Consider the following 21760-nt stretch of genomic DNA (forward strand, 5'->3'; position numbering starts at 1 on the left):
TGTTTACGTCAACACTGAACGCACGGCAAACGCAGAGGGCCGACCACCAGTTGGTGGTCGGCCCTCTGCAAGCGCCCGGCTGGGGAGTCTCAGCCCCGGTGCGCACCCCCTCGCGCAGGCACCGCGGCCCGGCGCGACTTCGCCCCGTTCGGCCACAGCCTCGGACTCCGCTTCGCGGCGATGTCCTCCAGCCAGCCCACGGCCATCACCATCAGACCGATCAGCGGCCAGACCAGGACCGTCATCCACAGCATGTACGTGGAGTCCAGCGCCGAGCTCCAGCGCTCGTCCTCCATGAACGGCAGGTCGTACGCCATGTCGATGATCGGCACCGTGGCCATGATCAGCAGGTTGTGCCAGAGATAGATCGTCACCGCTCGGTTGTTGGAGAGGGTGATGAGCTTGTCCCAGCGCTTCAGGCGGCCCGGCAGTTCCTGCCAGGAAGGTGAGTACTGGAAGAGGATGACCACGAAGCCGAAGGACCACGCCGCCTGGGCGAGGGGGATGTCGTTCAGGTCCCAGCCGTCCGGGCCCAGATGGCCCGAGGCCCACCACAGGCCGAAGGCCATGATCAGGGCCGAGACCGACACCGCCACGTAGCGCGGTACGCGGGCGAGTACGCCCTCCTGGTGGGCCATGCCGAGGACCCAGCAGCTGCCGTACACCGCGAAGTCCGAGACCGCGTTGCCCGTCTCGCCGGGGATCTTGACGACCTCCGTGGCGAGCACCGCGGTCAGGGCGAGGGGGGCGAAGAGCGTGGCCCACGGGACCCTGCGGAACGCCCACAGGAGGAGCGGCGATGCGATCACGAACCACAGGTACGCGCGGATGTACCAGAGAGGGCCCGCCGCCTGGGCGGGCCAGGTGTCCTCCAGGAGGCCCGCCTTGTCCCCGATGTGCCAGGGGAAGGGCGGGGCGCCGATCGGGAACACGTAGTTGAGCATGCTGACCAGGCCCCACGTGTCCCCGTGGTCCGGGTCCTTGGTCACGTTCCACCCGCCGTAGAACAGGAGGAAGAGTGCCACCGCGCTGAACGCCCACATGGGCGGCAGCAGTCGGCGTATTCGGCCTCTGATCACGCCCCATGCCGGGCGCTTCAGCGAGCGCGCCATCAGTGCGCCCGCCAGCGCGAACATCACGCCCATGGAGGGGAACAGGATCGTCAGCCAGGCCCAGCCGAAGAGGTGGTAGATGACGACGCGGACCAGGGCCAGCGAGCGCAGTACGTCGAAGTAGCGGTCGCGGCCCGGCTTCTTGGCGGCAGCGGGAGCCGCCGGGGCGGGGGCCACGGGAGCGTAAGGCGCCGGCACCTGCGGCATCGGCTGCGTGGGGTAGGTCATGCGACGGGCCTCCGGTCAGGGCTGCCCGTCCGCTGCTGCGGGATCGAGGGCGGAGTTCCAAGGACGCCCGTGCGCCGGAGCTTCTGCCAGCGAAGGCGGCCTCCGGTCAGGGCGGTGATCCAGGACTGCAGCAGCACGACGTACATCAGCTGCCGGTAGAGGATCTGCTGGAGGGGCAGCGAGATCAGATGGGTCATGCGCTCGCGGTCGAGCCGGAAGGCGTACGCCGCGCACACCGCCTGGACGGCGAGCACGCCGAGCCACGCGATGATCGTCTTCTGGGTGGGGCCGAACACCAGGCCGTACAGGAGGAATACGTCGATGAGGGGCGCGAGCAGAGGTGCCAGGACCATGAACAGCGACACCAGCGGCATGCCCACCCGGCCGAAGCGCCCCGAAGGACCCGACTCGATCACCGAGCGGCGGTGCTTCCAGATCGCCTGCATCGTGCCGTACGACCAGCGGTAGCGCTGCGACCACAGCTGCTGCACCGTCTCCGGCGCCTCGGTCCACGCGCGCGCCTTCTCGGCGTACACGACCCGCCAGCCGTCGCGGTGCATCGCCATCGTGATGTCGGTGTCCTCGGCGAGCGTGTCGTCGCTCATGCCGCCGACCCGTTCGAGCGCCGAACGCCGGAAGGCTCCTACGGCGCCGGGGATGGTCGGCATGCAGCCGAGCATGTCGTACATCCGGCGGTCGAGGTTGAAGCCCATCACGTACTCGATGTGCTGCCAGGCGCCGATCAGGGAGTCCCTGTTGCCGACCTTCGCGTTGCCCGCGACGGCGCCCACGCGCGGGTCGCCGAAGGGCTGCACGAGCTCGCGCACGGTGGACTGCTCGAAGACCGTGTCGCCGTCCATCATGACGATGAGGTCGTAACGGGCGTTGGCTATGCCCCTGTTGAGGGCCGCCGGTTTGCCCGCGTTCTGCTGGCGCACGACGCGTACGTTCGGCAGGCGAAGCCCCTCGACGATCAGTGCGGTGCCGTCCGACGAACCGTCGTCGATGACGATGATCTCGATGGGGTGGTCGCTCGTCATGAGCGAACGGACCGTGGCCTCGATGCACTTGGCTTCGTTGTAGGCGGGAACGAGGACCGATACCGGTTCGGTGATGTCGGGGCCCCAGCGGAAGCCCTTCTTGCGCACCTTGCGCGCGTGCACCGCGGAGAGCAGCAGCATCAGGCCGAAGCGGGCCATGACCAGGAAGCCGATCACTGCGAGGGCGACGACGAGTACGCCGGTGATCTTCTCCGAGGCTCCGACGAGGAAGACCCAGGCCTTGCCCTTCCACAGATCGAGGCCGGTGACCGGCGCGTGCGCGCTCGGGGCGTCCAGGGCCTCGGTGAGGTTGGTGAACCGGTAGCCCTTGTCCTGCAGATCGGGCAGGAACGTGTCGAGCGCGGCCACCGTCTGGGAGCGGTCGCCTCCGGAGTCGTGCATCAGGACGATGGCGCCCTTGCCGCCCTCGGGGGTGGCGCGGCGGATGATCTCGTCGACGCCGGGGCGCTTCCAGTCCTCGCTGTCGGTGTTGTTGACGACGGTGAGATAGCCGCGGCTGCCTATGTACTTCGTCACCGGCCAGGACTTGTTGTCCATGGCGTCGGAGAAGGAGGAGTACGGCGGGCGGAAGAGGGAGGTGCGGATGCCCGCGGCGCCCGCGAGGGCGAGCTGGTTCTGCGAGAGCTCCCAGTCGATGCGGCTCTTGGACTGGTACGACAGGTCGGGGTGGTTGAACGTGTGCAGGCCGACCTCGTGGCCCTCGTCCACCATGCGCTCGACCAGGTCGGGGTAGCGCGACGCCATCGTGCCGGTGACGAAGAAGACGCCGTGCGCGTCGTGCTTCTTCAGTACGTCGAGGACCTTGGGGGTCCACTCCGGGTCGGGGCCGTCGTCGAAGGTCAGCACGAGGCGGTGGTGGGGGACGCTCAGCGTGTCCTCGTGGCCGCCGCGGGTGTCGATGACCGGGCCGCCGTCTTCGAGGACCTTCTTCGGGACCTTGTCGGTGGCCGCGGGCGGCTGCACGCGGTGGTCGGCGAGGATCTCGCTGTGGGTGTAGCCGCGCAGCATGAGCATCGCCATCAGGGCGACCAGGAGCAGCAGGGGCAGGAGATAGCGCAAGGGGAGTCTGCGCCGCTTGGCGCCGCGGGCCGGCTGCGCGCGGCGTCGGCCGCCGCCACCGCCGCCGCGGGTCTGGGTGCGAGTGTTCCGGGGCTGGGCGTGACTGTGCCGGGAGCCGGCGGGCCGGCCCCTGTTGGTGCGGGAGTTCATTGCTGTGCGCCCTCCGAGGGCTGCTTGCCGGCGCCTCGCGGGGACAGGTAACCGACCGCCTGGGCGCTCTGCGGGGACTGTGGGGCGGCGGCGGGCTGCACTGCGGAGACTTCGCCGCCTCCGCCCGCGCCGCCGGCGCCCGGGGTCTCGGGCGACGGGTCCGGGTCCGGCGTGGTGGGGTCGTCGGTCGGCTCCGGGTCCGGGTCCGGCTTCGTGGGGTCGTCGGTCGGGTCGGGGTCCCCGCCGTCGTCCGTGGGGTCGGGGTCGGGCTTGTCGCCGCCCGTGGGGCCGGGGGCGGGCGAATCGCCGGGCTCGACCTTGCCGTCGTCCGTCTTCGACGGGTCGGCCCCGCCGTCGTCACCGGTCGCGGGGGCGGTGGTGTCGCTCTCCGACGCTCCGGGCGACGGGGTCGCGCCGGGTGAGGCCGAGGGGTCGAGGGAGTCGGCCGGGCGGTTCGGTGTGTCCACCTTGCTCGCCGGCTTCTCGTCCTTGGGGTCGATCGGGAGCCAGGGCGCGTTCGAGTTGCCCGAGAGCAGGGTGCTCACGATGATCACCGCGTAGACGGCGCAGGCTATGCCGACGATCACGCCTATCCGGCGGTACCTCCGGCTGCGGCGGCCCGTCTCATCGACGAAAACCGGCCCGTCAGGCGCGTTCTGGTCACTCTCGGCGGACAGGTCCGCCAGCTGCCGCCCCACCCCGTCGATCTGAACGGTGACCTCGTTCGGATCATGGGTGTGTTCTGGTAGGGCATCTTCTCGCCAATTCTCCATGCGTACGCACAACCCCCACATAACCTGACTCGGGCGCGCACGACTCCGGGCAACTTGCCGTCGGACCGGGCCCCCACCCGGTCCGAGCGCCCCCCTATCACACCGCGCCCGGACCATGAATGTAGCGCACGGCGGTGACAGTCGTACTAATCCGTCAGTCCAGGCTCATCATGATGAGTGCATCTGTGGCCGGAACCCACCCGTCTTCGGGCCTCCGCAGCCACCCCTCTGCGGCGGCGAGCTCGGCCGCGGCCGCGCGCAGAGCGTCCACCCCCGGGTGCGCGAGCCCCTTTCTCCACACCAATGACACCGGTGACAGCGGAATGGGGTCGATCAGGGGCCGCAGGACCGACTCGGGCATGGCCGGAAAGTCCACCGCGGTGAGGACGGGGGTCCGGTTCTTGGCCATGATCCGCCCGAACTCCTCGGGGCCCACGGCGAGGGGCGCGGGCGCCGCCACGTCGATCCCGCGTCCCTCGAAAAGGCGATGCGCCAGGTCGGTCCACTCCAGCGTCCGGGGGTTTCCCGCCCCCGCGTACACGCTCTCCCCCGCGAGCGCGCCGAGCGGCACAGCGTCGAGCTCGGCCAGGGGGTGGCCGAGCGGCAGCAGCACCGCCATCGGCTCGTACCGCACGGGCTGCTGGGCGAGCCGCGCCCGCAGCGCCGGTTCGAGCCCGGCGTACCGCCCGAAGGAGACGTCTAGCCGTCCGGCAAGGATCTCGGCTGCGGCCCCGGTGAGCCCGCTCTCGAAGCGGGCCATCAGCTCGCAGTCCGGGGCGAGTTCGCGGGCCCGCTCCAGGACACGCCCACAGGTGAGCCCCGGGCTGTTCAGGTCCACGAGCAGCGGGCGTGCCGCACGGCCGTTTCCGGTGCCGCGCGCGAAGGCAGCGGTCAGGTCGTCCTGTGCCTCGATGACGCGCCGCGCGTACGGCAGCAGCCGCTCCCCCTCGGCGGTCAGCGTGACCTGCCGTGTCGTCCGCACGAACAGCTCGGCGCCCAACTCCCGCTCCAGGCGCCGCACATCACGGCTGAGCGCCTGCTGGGCGACGTACAGCCTGGCGGCGGCCCGCGTGAAGTGCAGCTCTTCGGAGACGGCCATGAAGGCGCGCAGGAGGCGGGGCTCCAGGTCGCGGGGTGCGCGGGGTATGCGGGGCTGCGCTGGCGGCTCTGCTGTCACGCCGGGAACTTACAGCCATCACCCCGGGGACTTACAACGGAAGTGCGTGAGTCGGACTCCAGAAGGTGTTGGACCCCACACCGCCGCCCCGGTGAGGGTGATCGCATGCCGCCCGCCGAACTCATGCCGCCCGCCGAACCCCGTGCGCCCCGCCGCCGCAACCCTTACGCCCGTCTCTTCCGGATACCCGGAGCCACCGCCTTCACCATCGGCAACCTCATCGCCCGCCTCCCCATGGGCATGTTCAGCGTGAGCGCCGTCATCATGATCGCCGGAGCACGCGGTTCGTACGCGCTCGCCGGTGCCGTCACCGCGACGGGCCTCGCCGCGACCGCCGTCGTGGCGCCCTGGACGGCACGGCTCGTCGACCGGCACGGCCAGGCGCGGATCGCCGTCCCCGCCACCGCTGCCGCCGCGCTCGGCTCGCTCGCGCTGTTGCTCTGCGTGCACTACGGAGCGCCCGACTGGACCCTGTTCGCCGCGTACGCCGCGACGGCGACCACCCCCAACACCGGCGGCATGTCCCGGGCTCGCTGGGCCCACCTCCTGAAGGATGACGACCGGGCCGTGCACACCGCCAACTCCTTCGAACAGGCCGCGGACGAGCTGTGCTTCATGCTCGGCCCCGTCCTCGCGGCCTTCCTGTGCGGGGCGCTCTTCCCGGAGGCGGGCACCCTCATCGGAGTCGTGCTGCTCCTGACCGGCGTGCTGCTCTTCGCCGCCCAGCGCGGGACGGAACCGCCGCCCCGTGGACGTACGACGGTCAAGGAGAAGTCGCCCCTCCACGCGCGCGGGATGCCCACCCTGCTCGCCGCGTTCCTCGCCACGGGCGCCGTCTTCGGCTCGATGGAGGTCGTGACGATCGCCTACGCCGACACACAGGGCCACAAGGCCGCCGCGGGCGCGATCCTCGCGCTCCAGGCCGCGGGCTCCTGCGCGGCGGGCCTCCTCTACGGGACGGTCAAGCCGGGCGGGCCCGCGCACCGCCGCCACGTCCTGTGTGCCGTGGCGATGGCGGTCCTGATGACGCTGCCGCTCCTGGCCGCCACGCTCACCGGCTCACTCCTTGTGCTCGCCGGGGCTCTCCTCGTCGCCGGGATGGCAACGGCCCCGACGATGGTCACCGGCATGTCGCTGATCCAACAGCGCACCCCCGAGGGCCGGTTGAACGAGGGCATGACCCTCGCCGTCACCGGTCTCCTCGGGGGCATCGCCTGCGGCGCCGCGTGCGGCGGCTGGGTGGTGGAGCACCTCGGTGCCGCCCAGGGCTACGCGGTGCCGGTCGCCGCCGCGTGCTGCGCGCTGCTGCTCAGCATCGCGCAGGCTTGCGCCACGAGCACTCCAGATCCCCGCTCGGCTCGGCCCCACGCTCCGAGCGCGGCCTGACGAGCACGGCCTCGTCCTCGGTCGACTTGGCGAGCGTCACGACGATCGCGTCCTCCAGGGCCTTCACCGACGAAGGCATGTAATTGTTCAGGATGATGCTGAACACCAGCTCACGCCCGCCCGCGTCCTTCACGTACCCCGAAAGAGCGGACGCCCCGGTCAACGACCCTGTCTTCGCCCGTACGTTGAGGGCCGCCGGCGTCCCGCACATCCGCGTGCGCAGGGTGCCGCCGACGAACTTGTCCGGGTCGCAGGCCACCGGAAGCGACTTGTACCAGTCGGCGTACCAAGGCTCGCCCTTCGCCGAGAGCAGCAGCTTGATCAGCTGGTCGGCGGGGGCGTTGTTCTTACGCGAGAGCCCGGATCCGTCGACGTGGCGCAGCTTGCCGGGATCGACACCGGCGGTCTTCAAGTAGGCGCTGATGGATGCGATCCCGTCCGGCCAGCTTCCGGCCCGCCCCGTCGCTTCGTGCCCCATCGCCTTCGTGAGGTTCTCCGCGTGCATGTTGTTGGAGAGCTTCATGAAGGGGATCATCAGCTCCTTCAACGGCATGGAGTCGTGCGACGCGAGCTGCCGCGCGCCCTTGGGGGTGGCGATCCCGGCCTTGGTGGGCCCGCTCACGCGCACCCCGTGCCCTTTCAGCGCGTCCCGGAAGATGGCGGCCGCGTATCCGGTCGGCTCCCAGACGGTGATCCACTCCTTGGTGGCACCACCTCCCACGGGGACGGTCCCGGTGACCGTGATGGTGTTCGTCCCGTGCTCGCGCTCGATGGTGAGCGTGTCCTCGCCACCCGCGGGGACGGTCTTCGCACTGTTGTCGACGTCCACGTAGTCCGTCTTCGGGGTCACCGTCACCTTCGGCCTGTCCCCGGCCTTCGCACCGGGCGAGGCCTCGACGATGACGGTCCCTGTGTCGTAGTCGGTGTCCGGGGCGACGCTCAGCGGGGAGATCTGGGCGGCGTAGTACGCGAATTCGTCGTCGCCGGCCCAGGTGTCGCCGATGCGCTTGTCGTCGAACCGGGTGTCGTCAGCGACGAGGCGCCCAGAGACCCGCCGGACGCCCGAGTCAGCGACTTTCGCGGCGAGCCGTTCGTAGTCCCCGACGAGGGTGGTCGGATCACCGGTGCCGCGCAGATACAGATTCCCGGAGAGGGTGGAACCGTGCCGCTTGCCATCGCTGAGCACATCGGTGGTGAAGCGATGGTCGGGCCCGAGCTGCTCCATGGCCGCGGCGGAGGTGAGCAGCTTGGTGTTGGATGCGGGCATCAGGCGCCCGCTGGGCAGGTGTTGGTAGAGCACGTCACCGGACGCGGCATCGGCGACGACGACGCTCGCCGCGCCGCCCTCCATCCGGGGATCGCCGAGGATGGTGTCGATGGCTTCGGGCAGGCCGCTGCGGTCGGAGTCGGCCCCGGCGGGCGAACTGACGGAGAGGGTGGCAGCCGCGACGCCGAGCACGGCGGGCCAGATCCAGTGGCGCATACGGGCGTTGACGCGTCTCACGGGTCTACTCATGACCCAGCAGCATCCCCGACTCCACCCCTCCACAACAGCCCCCACTCCGGCCACGTACGGCGTGGGACAGATCGCCTGGCGGTTTTTGGTCCCCCGGTGGGGCTGGGAGCGTGGGGGGGGCAGGTGCGGGGCGGCGAGGTCTCGCAGCCAGGCCGGGGGCAGGGGGGCGAGCACGGCAGCACGGCGCCCCACCCTCAGCCCAACAACAGGCAGGCAAGGGCAGGAAGGGCAGGCGCGGGTCACGCCGTCAGCCCAGGACCAGGACGGCGAGTGCGGGGACACGGCGGCCGACCGCCCGTCCCGGAGCAAGGCGCCGGGAGCGGCAGCACGGCGACCCCACCCCCAGCCCAGCAACACACAGCCAAGGGCAGGCGCCCGGCAGCCCGCCCCCAGCCCGGGGCTTCCGACGTCCGGCGGCAGCAGGGCAGGACGGCGAGTGCGGGGACACGGCGGCCGACCGCCCGTCCCGGAGCAAGGCGCCGGGAGCGGCAGCACGGCGACCCCACCCCCAGCCCAGCAACACACAGCCAAGGGCAGGCGCCCGGCAGCCCGTCCTCAGCTCGGCTCCTCCAGCGTCCGGCGGCGTCGAGGTAGCAGCGTGGCCAGGAGTAGGACTGCGGGGGCCGGGTCTGTCGGGGTTGCGCCGGTTCGGCGGCAGACCAGGGCGTCGGGGTCGCCCGGTGGCTGCTGGAGGCTGTAGCCGTCGGGGCAGTTGGGGCCGGCGTCGCCTGCCTCTCCCTTGGGCCCACGCTCGCCGCGCGGCCCTGCGGGGCCCGCGGGGCCATCGGGGCCCGAAGCTCCGCCCGCGCCGTCGGAGCCGTTGGTGCCGTCAGCTCCGTCGGCTCCGTCAGCGCCGTTGGAGCCCGGGGGGCCCGCCGCCCCTGCCGGTCCTTCCGGGCCCCGCTCGCCATTCGCGCCATTCGCGCCGTCCGCGCCCTCCGCGCCCTCCGCCCCGGCCGGGCCCGGTTCACCGGCCTCTCCCGACTCGCCCTGGTCCCCCTGTCGGCCGCCCACCCCCGGCGTCCCCTTCTCGCCCTGCGAGCCGGTGGCTCCGGGCGAACCGGGCACCCGTACTCGCACCCGGGACAGGAGATCCTCGACGGCGTCGGCGGGGTCCGGCGCCGCCGGGGTGTCGCCGTGGGAGCGGACCTGCGCGCGCAGGGTCCGTACGTCGCGGGCCAAAGTGGACACGGCCTCGCCGCGCCGGTCCGCCTCGGCGGCGAGCCGGTCTGCACGGCGGTCACCTGCGTCGATGCGGGCCCAGAGCAGCGCCGCGACACCGCAGAGCGCGACCAGCACACAGACGAGGAACACGGTGCGCCAACGGCGGGCCAGGAGTCGCTCGAGCTGGATCACGGAGTGCCTCCGAGCCGTTGGTTGTCGATGAGCAGCCGGGCGATCTCGCTCTGGTCGTGCACGTGGAGAGCATTCAACTCAGCGAGTTTCGTGTCGCGTTCGGCGACCTGCCGCTCCAGCCGGTCACGCTCGGTCTGGAGTCTCTCCGTGAGGCTGGAGTAGCCCGTGAGCGCGTTCTCACCGCGCTTGCCGAGATAGGCCACCACGGCCGCGCCCAGAATCCCGAGGCTGGCGAAAAGGGAACCTAAGAGAGTGATGGTGGCATCCAAGCGACTGCCTCCTGCACCTTGCGTACTCGGCCGGACTTCCGTCTTCCGTGCCGCCCGGCCGTTCGGGAACCTGCACTCGGATGCAGTAACGAGTCACATGCCCAGAGGATGTGCCCGTACGTTCCGTGCCGCGCACACGGAAAAAGCCCCCTGGCCACCGGCCAGAGGGCTTTAACCTCACATGGGAATTGTGGAGATGGCGGGAATCGAACCCGCGTCCAACGGTGCAAAAGGAGGGCTTCTCCGAGCGCAGTTCGCTTCGATTTTCTCGGCCCCGGAGATCTCGCGAACAAGTCTCCGACGGGCCCAGTCACTGTTTGATTTCCCATCGAACCCCGTGACCGGGCTCGATGGTTTAGTTCCCTAGATTATGCCAGGATCCGGGTCGGGAACACTCCCGGGCTGACACCCATTTAGGGTCCTTCACTCACTGCTTATTAGGCAGCGAGGGCGAAGGACTGGGAATCGCTCTTGTTATTGGCGATTATTGGTTGCGACATATGGTTTACGAGATCATTGCCGCTTCCTCGGCTCGCTTCCCCTGCTTCGACATCCGCTGTCGAAACCGATCATCCCCATGTTGTTTTTTCAATAGCCGCCCCGGCTGTGCGGGGCAGTGCCCATCGTACGTGACCAACGCCCGACGGGGCCAGCCAATTCCCGCGAGGCCCACCAGGGACCCACCAGGGACCCGACGGGGAGCCGCGGGCTAGGCGCTGCGCTGGCGCCGCTTGGCCGCCTCGATCGCGCGGTTCGTCTCGCGCAGGTCCTGCTTCTCCTTGAGCGTCTGGCGCTTGTCGTACTCCTTCTTGCCCTTGGCAAGGGCGATCTCTACCTTGACCCGGCTGTCCTTGAAGTACAGGGCCAGGGGCACGATCGTGTGACCCGTCTCCTGCGACTTGGACTCCAGCTTGTCGATCTCCGCCCGGTGCAGCAGGAGCTTGCGCTTCCGCGTGGCGGAGTGGTTGGTCCAGGTCCCCTGCACGTACTCCGGTACGTGGATGTTGTGCAGCCACGCCTCGCCGTGGTCGATGTGCACGAAGCCGTCCACCAGGGAGGCCCTGCCCATCCGCAGCGACTTGACCTCGGTGCCCATCAGGACGAGGCCGCACTCGTACGTGTCCAGGATGTGGTAGTCGTGCCGCGCCTTCTTGTTCTGCGCGACCATCTTCTTGCTGGGGGCCTTCTCGGCGGCCTTAGCAGCCTTGCGCTTTACCTTTTCCTTCGCCATAGTGCGGCCATTTTCGCACTACGAGGGGGGTCCGAGGCCAGTCAATACTGTCTCGGCCCGCGTCTCGGCCCCGTCCTCGACCTCCAGGTCCGGGGTGATGCCCCGGCCGTCGACCGCCTGCCCCGAAGGAGTGCGGTAGTGCCCGACCGTCAGCTCGGCGACCGAGCCGTCGGGCAGCCGGCTCGGCATCTGGACCGAGCCCTTGCCGAACGTCTTCGACCCCACCACGACCGCGCGGCCACGGTCCTGCAAGGCGCCCGTGAGCAGCTCGGCCGCGCTCATCGTGCCGCCGTCGACCAGCGCGACCACGGGTCTGGTGGTGTCACCGCCCCGCTCCGCGTGCAGGGCCTTCTGCCGACCACGTACGTCGTACGTGGCCACCAGGCCTCCGTCGACGAGCCCCGAAGCCGCGGTGACCGCCTCCGACACCAGGCCCCCGGAGTTGCCGCGCAGGTCGAGCAGGATCCCGGCGCCCTTGGGTGCGTCACGCACCGCGGACCGCACGCGCTCGCCCGTGCCCTTGGTGAAAGCCTCGACCTTGATCATGACGGCGCCGCCCGCGAGCTGCGTGACCGCGACGGAGTCCGTGGAGAGGCGGGCCCTGTGCAGTGTCTCGCTCCACGCGCGCGTGCCCCGCTCCAGGCCGAGCTCGACCGGGGAGCCGGCGCGGGCACCGCGCAGCAGGGACACGACCTCCGTCACGGGAAGTCCCGCCACGCGCCTGCCGTCGATGCTCCTGAGCCGGTCGCCCTCGCGGATGCCGGCCTGCTCGGCGGGGCCGCCTCGCTGGACCCGCGAGACCTCGATGCGCCCGTCGTCCGCGCGCCTGGCCCAGAGGCCGACACCGGTGTACGCGCCGTCGAGGGCCTGCTCGAACTCCCGGTACTCCCCAGGGGAGTACACCGATCCCCAGCGGTCGCCACTGCGGCTGACGGCGTCCTCCGCGGCCTTCTTGCCGGACTTGCCGTCGGCCATCGCCTCGGCGGCGGCATCGGCGGCTTCGTCGGCGGTGTCACCGGACGAGGCGACGGAACGGGTGGACGGCACAGGCGACTTCCGGCCTTCGCCGGACGCCTCGCTCCAGGACCCGGTCGCCGCCCCGGTAGCGAGCACACTCGCGAACACCAATGTCAGGGCGGCCCCGCGGCGGATACGGCGGGGCCGGGAGAGGCTGTCGCAGAACGGGTCGGGGCCTGACATGCCGGTGAGTCTAGGACAACGAAGGGCGCCGCACGGTCGGTTGAACCGTACAGCGCCCCGGACATACCTCACACCTCGCGGCACACGCCCCGCTTCACGAGGCACTCACCCGCAGCTCAGATCAGGTTGTACTGAGCGGCACTGCTGAGGTTGGTCGCGTACATCCCCCACATGCCCTTGGCGAACAGCTTGTTGGCCCCGCCGCCCAGCGGGTGCCGCTGCCACGCGGTCTTGGGCCCCTTGGCCCGCACGTCCAGATAGAGCCTGCCGCCGCTCTTCTTCTTCAGCGTGAAGGTGATGAGCTTGTTCGCGCCTTCCAGGTGACCAGGAAGGGACTTCAGACGGAAGTACGTCTTCCCCACCTTCGTCACACGCACGGGGTTGCACCGGCCGCCGCCCTTGAGGCAGATCTTCTGCCCCTTCTTGACGGTCTTCGGCATCCCCGGAATCGGGAAGACCGCGTTCATGATGCGGTTCATCTTGCGGAACGACACCTGGGCGGTCGCGGTGCGCCGGGAGATGAAGTACTCGTAGTGGTAGCCGTATTGGCCACCGCGCGCCGCCCGCGGCTGCGCTCCCAGCTCCGCCGCCGGGGCGGGCTGCTCGGCCGCCACCGCGGCGGTGCGCACGGGCTGCCCGGCCCCCGTGGCCGTGGCCTGCGCGGGCGCTCCCGAGGCCAGTACGGCGGCGGACAGCGCCAGGCCGACCACCGCCGTCCGGACTCCTCGCGCCGCCCTCTTGGCCGTGCGGCCATGCTTGAAACGTCGTATAGACACGACGGAACCCTCCCGATTTTTTTGTCAAAAAGCCCTGGTCAGGGGCAGATTGATCTTGATTCAGGAGGGCTTGTGTCGTCAAATCCGATGAAGGGGGGTCAGACCTTCAGGTACTTGCGCAGGGCGAAGAAGCCTGCGAACGCCGGCATGAGGAAGCTGACCGTAAGAACCAGCGGCAACTTGCCGAGTACCGCGTCCCAGCCAATGAAGTTGACCATGTCGATCTTGTCCACGAGCCAGTTGTTGATGAGGAAGTACTTGCCGGCGACCAGCAGCACGCAGGCGAAGGCCCCGCCGATCAGACCGGCGATGGCGGCCTCCATGACGAAGGGCACCTGGATGTAGAAGCTGGACGCACCGACCAGCCGCATGATGCCGGTCTCACGCCGTCGGCTGAACGCCGATACACGCACCGTGTTGACGATCAGCATCAGCGCGACGACCAGCATGAGCCCCATGACGCCGAGCGCCGCGTACCGCATGCCGTTGAGCAGGTTGAAGAGGTTGTCCAGGACGCTGCGTTGGTCCGTCACGCTCTGCACGCCCGGCCGCCCGCTGAAGGCCGTGTTGACGACCTGGTACTTCTCCGGGTTCTTGAGCTTGACCCGGAACGACTCCTGCATCTGGTCCGGCGTGAGGGAGCTGGACAGCGGGGAGTCGCCGAACTGCTCTTTGTAGTGCTTGTACGCCTGGTCGGCCGTCTCGTACTGGACCGTGTCGACGACTGGCATCTTCTTCAGATCCGTGCGGATCTGTTCCTTCTGCTCGTTCGTGACGGCGCCCTTGGTGCACCCGGGGTCCTGCTCGGCGTCCCCCTTGTTGCACAGGAAGATCGAAACGTTGACCTTGTCGTACCAGAAGCCCTTCATCGTGCTCACCTGGTCGCTCATCAGGAGCGAGGCTCCGAAGAGGGCGAGCGAGAGGGCTACAGAGACGATGACGGCGAAGGTCATCGTGAGATTACGGCGGAGACCGACGCCGATCTCCGACAGGACGAACTGGGCGCGCATGGCTCCCTTTCAGTGGATCAGTGCAGTGGATCAGTACGGGTCGTCAGTGCTGGTAGCCGTAGACGCCGCGCGACTGGTCGCGGACGAGACGGCCCTTCTCCAGCTCGATGACCCGCTTGCGCATCTGGTCCACGATCTGCTGGTCGTGGGTCGCCATGACGACGGTCGTGCCGGTCCGGTTGATCCGGTCGAGCAGCTTCATGATGCCGACCGAGGTCTGCGGGTCGAGGTTGCCGGTCGGCTCGTCGGCGATGAGGAGCTTCGGACGGTTGACGAAGGCTCGCGCGATCGCCACCCGCTGCTGCTCACCACCGGAGAGCTCGCCGGGCATCCGGTCCTCCTTGCCGCCGAGACCGACGAGGTCGAGGACCTGGGGCACGGACTTGCGGATCTCGCCACGGGACTTGCCGATGACTTCCTGCGCGAACGCGACGTTCTCGCCCACGGTCTTGTTCGGAAGGAGGCGGAAGTCCTGGAAGACGGTGCCCAACTGGCGCCGCATGTGGGGCACCTTGAAGTTGGAGAGGCGCGCGAGGTCCTTGCCGAGGACGTGCACCTGGCCGTGGCTGGTGCGCTCCTCGCGCAGGACCAACCGCAGGAAGGTGGACTTTCCGGAGCCGGAGGAGCCCACCAGGAAGACGAACTCGCCCTTCTCGATCTCCAGAGAGACATCCCGGAGGGCGGGCCGGGTCTGCTTGGGGTAGGCCTTGGAGACGTTGTCGAATCGGATCACGGATGCACCACGGGTCGCCGGGGGTAGGTGAGCGTGACCATACGCGAAGCGGGTACGCGAGCGCAGTCAGCGTCCTGAGTTGCGCGAATTGTCGCGGATATACCACGGAACGTAACAGTCGGAAACCGACGAGGATGGGCGGGCCGCGCCGAAATTCGTGGAAGCTGGCACAGTGGTAGGGGGAACGGTTGGGTTCCCTCTAGCGTTGGGCAGGCTGTAACTGTGCGGGAGGAGAAGCGCATGACCCATGACAGGTTGGTATGCGCGAACTGCGCGGGGCCCGTGAGTGAAGGCCGCTGCCCCGTCTGCCGGGCCAGCCGCGAGCGCCTGCAGCAGGAGGGACCGTTCGGCGGCCTCAGCCCTGCGGCGCTGATAGGGGTGCTCGTCGTGCTGATCGCGGCGGTGGCCCTGCTGGCGCACCAGACCGCTTAGCGCGCCGCTCAGTACGCCTGAGGCGCGTGCCAGGACACCAGAAGGGCCCGGAGCTGGATGCTCCGGGCCCTTCTCTCATGTCATGCGCCGCATACGTCTCCGTACGCTCCGTACGCTCCGTACGCGGATGCCGTCGCCCTGGATCAGGCGGCTGCGCCGCGGTTGCCGACGAAGCGCGGCAGGATGCGGAAGCCGATGCCGCCGGCGATCATCGTCGCGGCGCCGATCAGCAGGAACGTGGTCTCGGCGGCGCCCGTCTCGGCGAGCTCGCCCTTGTCGGCCTTGTCACCCTGCTCGACCGGGGTGGAGCCCGTGTCGGTCAGGCTGTCCTTGCCCTTGCCCTGCTCGACGGGGTTGGAGCCGCCGTCGGGGTCGTTGTCGTTGCCACCGGTGCCGTTGCCGTTACCGGGGTCGCTCGGGTCCTCGGTGGGCGTGCCCGGGTCCGAGGGGTCCGTCGGGTCCTCGGTGGGCTCCGTCGGCTCGTCGGTGGGCTCGGTGGGCTCGTCGGTGGGCTCGGTCGGCTCCTCCGTGGGCTCGGTGGGCTCCTCGGTCGGCTCCGTCGGCTCCTCGGTGGGCTCCGTGGGCTCGCCCGTCGGAATCTCCGTGGGCTCCTCGGTGGGCTCGTCGTCGTCCTCACCCAGGCCGACGTCGACGCCGATGCCGTTCTCGTCGGCGCTGGCGCTGGCGCTCGCACCACCGAGGTCGACACCGACGTCGAGGGCCGAGGCGGCACCGGCGGCGGTCAGCGAAGCGCCGGCGGCGATCACCGCACCCGCCGCTATTCGCGCTACGCGGATCCGCGTCTTCTTGGTCATCTGGCTGCTACCCCCAGTAGCTGAATCGTCAGTGAGGCAGCGTCCGGGACTGCGTTCGTCGGGAGCGCTGATATCCGCCCCCACAGATCACACGCGCCCCAGAGATACGCATGCCGCTCGCTAGCCTTTCCAGTTTCCCCAGACACGTCAAGGTCGTTGCGGGCGCGATGTCTGAAATGGCATCAGTTGACCGGCGTACGGAGATGTGACTGTGACGTAAGAGGCACGACAAAAACAACTGCCGCCCAAAGGGCGGCAGTTGCCTTGTCGATAAAGCGGTGCTTACTTCTCCTGCTGCTTGCGCCAGCGAATTCCGGCTTCGAGGAAACCGTCGATCTCGCCGTTGAACACGGACTCGGGGTTGCCCACTTCGAACTCCGTGCGCAGGTCCTTGACCATTTGGTACGGGTGCAGGACGTACGAACGCATCTGGTTGCCCCAGGAGTTGCCGCCGTCTCCCTTGAGGGCGTTCATCTTCGCCTGCTCCTCCTGGCGGCGGCGCTCGAGGAGCTTGGCCTGGAGGACGTTCATCGCGCTCGCCTTGTTCTGGATCTGCGAGCGCTCGTTCTGACAGGAGACGACGATGCCGGTGGGGATGTGCGTCAGGCGGACCGCGGAGTCGGTCGTGTTGACGCCCTGGCCGCCGGGACCGGACGAACGGTAGACGTCGATCCGCAGCTCGGACTCGTCGATCTCGATGTGGTCGGTCTGCTCGACGACCGGGAGGATCTCGACTCCGGCGAAGGAGGTCTGGCGGCGTCCCTGGTTGTCGAAGGGCGAGATGCGGACGAGACGGTGGGTGCCCTGCTCGACCGAGAGCGTGCCGTACGCGTACGGGACCTGGACGGCGAAGGTGGTCGACTTGATGCCGGCCTCTTCCGCGTACGAGGTTTCGTAGAGCTCCGTCTTGTAGCCATGGCGCTCGGCCCACCGCAGGTACATGCGCTGGAGCTTCTCCGCGAAGTCCGAGGCGTCCACGCCGCCGGCCTCCGCGCGGATGGTGACGAGCGCCTCACGGGCGTCGTACTCACCGGAGAGGAGCGTACGGACTTCCATTTCATCCAGCGCCTTCTTGACGGCCGTGAGCTCGGTCTCGGCCTCGGCGCGGGTGTCCGAGTCGTCCTCCTCCTCGGCCATCTCGAAGAGCACGCTGAGGTCGTCGATACGCCCGCGCAGGGCCTCGGCCTTCCGCACCTCCGCCTGGAGGTGACTCAGCTTGCTGGTGATCTTCTGTGCCGCTTCCGGGTCGTCCCACAGGGACGGCGCGGCCGCCTGCTCCTCGAGCACGGCGATGTCTGCCCTCAGCTTGTCGAGGTCCAGGACGGCCTCGATCGACTCCATGGTCGAGGAGAGGGACTTGAGCTCTTCGGATACATCGACGACTGCCACGGGTCCAGCGTAACGGCTGGACGCAAGCGGCCTGGCCTCCCGGCGGGGGAAGCGGCTACCCACGACCCCGGGCACCTCGCCCTGCGGGCCGCTACGGGGCCTTGCCCTGCGGGCCGAGCTGATCTCTACGGGGGCCTTGCCCCGCAGCCCGGGGCTCTTCTTCGCCGCTCCGCGGCGGGTCTCCCACCCACCCGATCACCCGGCACCACCTGCGCCGCCCGAAGGCCGTACGCCGCTGCCACCCGCCTAACGACTCGGCCGTCGCAGCGTTCGGGCTGTCCTTTCCCGCCGCTTCGCGGCGGACCTCTCCCACCCACCCACCCGTTCACCCGGGGTAATCAGGTGGGTGGGCGGGCGGGCAAATTCCGGCGCGAAGCGGCGGGGCGGGGGCAACCGAACGACTGGGCTCAGCCCCGGGGGGGGGCGGGCCGATGCGGGGTAATCGGGTGGGCGGGTGGGCGGGTGGGGAAGATCCGGCGCGAAGCGGCGGGACAGGGACCACCGAACCACAGGGCTCAGCCCCCGGGGGGGGGCGGCCCGATGCGGGGTGAACGGGTGGGTGGCTGGGGGAGATCCGGCGCGAAGCGGCGGGACAGGGGCCACCGAACCACAGGGCTCAGCCCCCCGGGGGGGGCGGGCCGATGCGGGGTGATCGGGTGGGTGGGTGGGGGAGATCCGGCGCGAAGCGGCGGGGCAGGGCGGGGAGGTTACGGCGCCGTAGGGGCCGAGTTCTTTGTGTCCGGGGGCGTGGCGTCGGCGTCGTCGCCGCTCGTGGCCGCCCACGTGCCGATCCCGGCGGCAGCCACAAGCACCGCCCCCGCCACGCCCAGCGTGATCCTGCGGCGGCGGGCAGAGGCGCGGTGGCGGGCCGAGCCGGGGCGGGCCGAGCCGGACGCGCGAGGCGCGCGGGCCGTGCCGCGGGCGCCCCCGGCGAGCTCGTCCGGGCCCGGGACCCGCATGGAGGTGTGGGTGTCACGGTTCGAGTCGGGGGACGAGGCGGGGACGAGGGGGACCGCCCCGCGCCGGGGGGCGCCCGGAGATGGTTCCGGAGCCGGCTCGTCCGCTGCCTCATCCGGCAGCGGCTCCGTCTCCGGCTCGTCCACGTCCAGCGGCGGCATCCCCGCCACAAGCGACTGCAGCTCCCGCAGCCGCGCCGCGAGCTCCGAGGCGCGCAGGCGGGACGCCGGGGCCTTCGCCAGGCACTGGACCATCAGCTGCCAGAGTTCGTCCGGGATGCCGGGGAGGGGGACCACCGTCTCCGTCACGTGGCGGCGCAGGACCGCTCCGGGGTGGCCACCGCCGAAGGGGGTGAAGCCCGCCAGGAGCTCGTACAGGACCGTCGCGAGGGCGTAGATGTCGACCGCCGCGCGCGGGGGCAGGCCCTCGATGATCTCCGGGGCGAGGTAGTCCGGCGTACCGATGATCTTCGTCGCGCGGGTCCTGCGCGGGGAGTCGATCAGCTTGGCGACGCCGAAGTCCGTCAGGAGCGCGGGGTGCGAGCCGCCGGGGCCCAGCGGACCCTGCATGTCGAGCAGGACGTTCTCCGGCTTCACGTCACGGTGCACGATCCCCGCCCCGTGCGCCGCCGCGAGGCCGTCGGCCACGTCCGCCACGATCGCCACTGCCGCCTCGGGGGCGAGGCGGCGCTCACGGTCGAGGCGGGTGCGCAGGTCCGTGCCGCGGACGAGGTCCATGACCAGGGCGAGGTCGTTCCCGTCGACCACCAGGTCGTGGACGCCCACCACGCGCGCGTGGTCGAGGCTGAGCAGAGCCGTGCGCTCCTGGACGAAGCGTCCGACCAGCTCCTGGTCGGACGCCAGGTCCTCGCGCAGCAGTTTGATGGCGACGGGACCCTCGGGCCCCTCGCCGAGCCACACCGTGCCGGCGCTGCCCCGACCAAGGATCTGGTGGGCGGTGTACCGGCTGCCGATCTTGCGTGCCAAGACTGCTCCTACGGATGCGTGTTGGCGACAAAACTACGCGGCCTCGACGCCAACCTTCACTCCAGGAGCAGAAATCACCCCGCAGGTGTCGACAAATCCCCAGAGTCGGCAGGGGATTCGCCATCACTGACCACCGGGCGGCTAATTGCCGTTCAGTTTGCCCATCCAGCCGGAAACCGTGTCGTACCAGTCCGTCAGCTGTTCCCAGTAACCCTTCGTCGTGCCGATCCACTCCTGGAGCGGGCTCAGCTCCCAGACGAGCCAGCTCGCCACGAAGAGGATGATCAGAGTGAAGAGGCACCCCTTGAGGCAGCCGAGACCCGGGATCTTCATCCGGTTCGGGCTCGAGCTGCGCTGCCTGGGCTCACGCGGCGGCCGTCCCGCGGGCGGCTGCTGGGGCGGCGTCTGCTGCGGCGGCGGCGCGTACTGCTGACGCTGCTGCGGCTGCGCGTACTGCTGCGGGCGCTGCTGCTGCGGCGCGTACTGCTGGGGGCGCTGTTGCGGCTGCGGCTGCTGCACCTGGCGCTGGGGGCGGCGACGGCGCAGCGGGTCCTCGTTCGGGTCGAGGTACGACTGGACCTGCGTCTGTTCGTTGCGGTCCCGGGCCGCCCGCATCTGGTTCTGCCAGGGGTGCGGGTCGTTCGGGTCGTCTCCGGGCTGGTTCGGCGGCACCGGCGGCATGACGGCCGTCGGGTCGGCCGCGCCAGGGTTGCCCGCGCCCCCCGCGCCGGGGCCGGAGCCGGTGTTCTGCATGACGCTCGTCGCCGCGTTCGGGTCGTACGAGCCCGCGTTGCTCGGAAGCACCTGGGTGGGGTCGGCGGCTCCGGCCGTCCCCGGCACCATCGCGGGGTCCGGGTCGGGCATCAGGAGGGCGCCCACTCCCTCCGCGGCTGCGATCTGCGCGCTGGACGCGTGCACGCCCACGCCGTCCGCGACGGCCCGCAGGCCGCGCGCGAGGTTCTCGGCGCTGGGGCGGTGGTCGGGGTTCTTGCTGAGGCAGCGCTCTATGACCGTCCACAGCGGGTCCGGGACCGTGGAGGGGCGGCGCGGTTCGGCGCTCAGGTGCTGGTGCAGGACCTCCAGGGCCGAGCCGCCGCCGAACGGCGGGCGTCCGGTGACGAGCTCGTACAGGAGGATGCCCGCGCCGTAGATGTCGACGGCGCTGGTCTGCGGGCGGCCCTCGGCGGACTCGGGCGCCACGTACGCGGGCGTGCCGACGAATTCGTGGGTGCGGGTCAGGCCCGGGGAGTCGGCGAGGCGGGCGATGCCGAAGTCGGTGAGCATGGGGTGCATCGAGCCGTCGGCATCCTGCTTGAGCAGGACGTTCGCGGGCTTCAGGTCCCGGTGCACGACTCCGTCCGCGTGGCTCGCGGCGAGGGCGTCGGCGATCTGGGCGGTCATGAGGGCGGCCGCGACCGGCGTGAGCGGGCCGTTCTCGCGGAGGTAGCGGTGCAGGTCCGGGCCCTCCACCAGGTCCATCACGAGGGCGAGGAGCTCGCCCTCGACGACCAGGTCACGGGTCCGCACGATGTTCGGGTGCGTGAGCCTGAGCAGGACGGATCGCTCGCGGAGGAATCGCATCACGATGTCCGCGTCGTTGGCGAGCTCTTCCTTGAGGACCTTGATCGCGACGGTCTCGCCGGGCTGGCCGGGAACGGCCGCCTCGGCACCCGCGGTCTCGCGCTGGCGGGCTCGCCAGACGGTGCCCGTGGCGCCGCGCCCGAGCGGCTCCTCGAGGAGGTACTTGCTGCCTACCGGCCGCACGTCATGCGCTCCCTGCTGATCTGGCTGGTCTGTCCGGACCCGGCTACCCGCCGGAAGGTGTTCCGACCCACTGTAGTGCCGCCGAACGGGGCACTGGCCGGTCACATTCCACCCCGGCCACCGGGTGCCCGGACAGCTGTTCGGTGGAAAGACGCCCCATGGGGGCCGTTGGTTGCCGAATGGCGTCGAATTGACCTTCGTCACGATGGGACGACCGGCGATCGCAACAGTCCAAGCAGGCACTTTTCCGAGCAGAGCCGACCATTCAAGATCACTTACGGGTGGCCGCCGGGCGTGTTGTCAGTGGCAGGTGCGAGGATGCTTATCTGTTACTGGCCGACGTGGCCGTGTGCGGTGGGGGGAATCACAGCGCGAGTCCC

Annotated in this window: 18 protein-coding genes and 1 other RNA gene; 2 read left to right on the forward strand and 17 right to left on the reverse strand. The window is 70.0% G+C overall.

What is annotated here, in order from left to right:
- Positions 1 to 89 precede the first annotated feature (89 nt).
- From E5671_RS19970 to E5671_RS19985, 4 genes are all read right to left on the reverse strand, one after another.
- Positions 90 to 1340: an acyltransferase family protein gene (locus E5671_RS19970; RefSeq protein ID WP_160505329.1), complete on the reverse strand. Its 1251-nt coding sequence runs from the start codon at positions 1338 to 1340 to the stop codon at positions 90 to 92.
- Complete coding sequence (locus E5671_RS19975) at positions 1337 to 3610, reverse strand: glycosyltransferase (protein ID WP_160505330.1); 2274 nt, start codon at positions 3608 to 3610, stop codon at positions 1337 to 1339. The genes E5671_RS19970 and E5671_RS19975 overlap by 4 nt, the downstream gene beginning before the upstream one ends.
- Positions 3607 to 4383 (reverse strand): hypothetical protein, encoded by a 777-nt coding sequence (locus tag E5671_RS19980; RefSeq protein ID WP_202121188.1) that lies wholly within the window; start codon positions 4381 to 4383, stop codon positions 3607 to 3609. The genes E5671_RS19975 and E5671_RS19980 overlap by 4 nt, the downstream gene beginning before the upstream one ends.
- Before the next feature lie 154 nt (positions 4384 to 4537).
- Positions 4538 to 5560, reverse strand: a complete 1023-nt coding sequence (locus E5671_RS19985) for a LysR family transcriptional regulator (protein ID WP_336605794.1) — start codon at positions 5558 to 5560, stop codon at positions 4538 to 4540.
- A gap of 105 nt (positions 5561 to 5665) precedes the next feature.
- Between E5671_RS19985 and E5671_RS19990 the strand changes: the two genes are divergently transcribed.
- The gene (locus E5671_RS19990) at positions 5666 to 6946 is read left to right on the forward strand and encodes an MFS transporter (protein WP_160505331.1); all 1281 of its coding nucleotides are present in this window, start codon (positions 5666 to 5668) and stop codon (positions 6944 to 6946) included.
- Here E5671_RS19990 and dacB read toward each other — a convergent pair.
- From dacB to ftsE, 9 genes are all read right to left on the reverse strand, one after another.
- On the reverse strand, positions 6870 to 8462 hold the full coding sequence (gene dacB / locus E5671_RS19995) for a D-alanyl-D-alanine carboxypeptidase/D-alanyl-D-alanine endopeptidase (protein ID WP_202121189.1): 1593 nt from the start codon (positions 8460 to 8462) through the stop codon (positions 6870 to 6872). The genes E5671_RS19990 and dacB overlap by 77 nt on opposite strands.
- A 555-nt stretch (positions 8463 to 9017) precedes the next feature.
- Positions 9018 to 9818 carry a collagen-like protein gene (locus tag E5671_RS20000; protein WP_160505332.1) on the reverse strand — a complete coding sequence of 267 codons (801 nt, stop codon included), beginning with the start codon at positions 9816 to 9818 and terminating at the stop codon, positions 9018 to 9020.
- Entirely contained in the window at positions 9815 to 10087 is a 273-nt protein-coding gene (locus tag E5671_RS20005; protein WP_160505333.1) for a hypothetical protein, read from the reverse strand. Before E5671_RS20005 ends, E5671_RS20000 begins: the two co-directional genes overlap by 4 nt.
- Before the next feature lie 188 nt (positions 10088 to 10275).
- Positions 10276 to 10664, reverse strand: a transfer-messenger RNA (tmRNA) gene (ssrA, locus tag E5671_RS20010).
- Between the two features lie 132 nt (positions 10665 to 10796).
- Positions 10797 to 11318, reverse strand: a complete 522-nt coding sequence (gene smpB / locus E5671_RS20015; protein WP_160505334.1) for an SsrA-binding protein SmpB — start codon at positions 11316 to 11318, stop codon at positions 10797 to 10799.
- An 18-nt stretch (positions 11319 to 11336) separates the two neighbouring features.
- Positions 11337 to 12518, reverse strand: coding sequence for a S41 family peptidase (locus tag E5671_RS20020; protein ID WP_160505335.1), 1182 nt, complete (start codon positions 12516 to 12518; stop codon positions 11337 to 11339).
- Positions 12519 to 12634: 116 nt separating this feature from the next.
- Entirely contained in the window at positions 12635 to 13294 is a 660-nt protein-coding gene (locus tag E5671_RS20025; RefSeq protein ID WP_160505336.1) for a hypothetical protein, read from the reverse strand.
- Positions 13295 to 13392: 98 nt separating this feature from the next.
- Positions 13393 to 14304: a permease-like cell division protein FtsX gene (gene ftsX, locus E5671_RS20030; RefSeq protein WP_160505337.1), complete on the reverse strand. Its 912-nt coding sequence runs from the start codon at positions 14302 to 14304 to the stop codon at positions 13393 to 13395.
- Positions 14305 to 14347: 43 nt separating this feature from the next.
- Positions 14348 to 15037: a cell division ATP-binding protein FtsE gene (ftsE, locus tag E5671_RS20035; protein WP_030788113.1), complete on the reverse strand. Its 690-nt coding sequence runs from the start codon at positions 15035 to 15037 to the stop codon at positions 14348 to 14350.
- Positions 15038 to 15277: 240 nt separating this feature from the next.
- Here ftsE and E5671_RS20040 point away from each other — a divergent pair, with 240 nt between their 5' ends.
- Positions 15278 to 15469 carry a hypothetical protein gene (locus tag E5671_RS20040; protein ID WP_160505338.1) on the forward strand — a complete coding sequence of 64 codons (192 nt, stop codon included), beginning with the start codon at positions 15278 to 15280 and terminating at the stop codon, positions 15467 to 15469.
- A gap of 143 nt (positions 15470 to 15612) precedes the next feature.
- On the opposite strand, the gene E5671_RS20045 is transcribed toward E5671_RS20040, so the two are convergent.
- The 4 genes from E5671_RS20045 to E5671_RS20060 all read right to left on the reverse strand — a co-directional run bounded on the left by E5671_RS20045 (position 15613) and on the right by E5671_RS20060 (position 21380).
- Positions 15613 to 16284, reverse strand: a complete 672-nt coding sequence (locus E5671_RS20045) for an LPXTG cell wall anchor domain-containing protein (RefSeq protein ID WP_160505339.1) — start codon at positions 16282 to 16284, stop codon at positions 15613 to 15615.
- A 282-nt stretch (positions 16285 to 16566) separates the two neighbouring features.
- Positions 16567 to 17673, reverse strand: a complete 1107-nt coding sequence (gene prfB, locus E5671_RS20050) for a peptide chain release factor 2 (RefSeq protein WP_160505340.1) — start codon at positions 17671 to 17673, stop codon at positions 16567 to 16569.
- A gap of 707 nt (positions 17674 to 18380) precedes the next feature.
- Positions 18381 to 19616 (reverse strand): serine/threonine-protein kinase, encoded by a 1236-nt coding sequence (locus tag E5671_RS20055; protein ID WP_160505341.1) that lies wholly within the window; start codon positions 19614 to 19616, stop codon positions 18381 to 18383.
- Positions 19617 to 19757: 141 nt separating this feature from the next.
- Positions 19758 to 21380 (reverse strand): protein kinase domain-containing protein, encoded by a 1623-nt coding sequence (locus tag E5671_RS20060; protein WP_160505342.1) that lies wholly within the window; start codon positions 21378 to 21380, stop codon positions 19758 to 19760.
- Between the last annotated feature and the right edge of the window lie 380 nt (positions 21381 to 21760).

Source organism: Streptomyces sp. BA2 (assembly GCF_009769735.1).
Classification (GTDB): domain Bacteria; phylum Actinomycetota; class Actinomycetes; order Streptomycetales; family Streptomycetaceae; genus Streptomyces.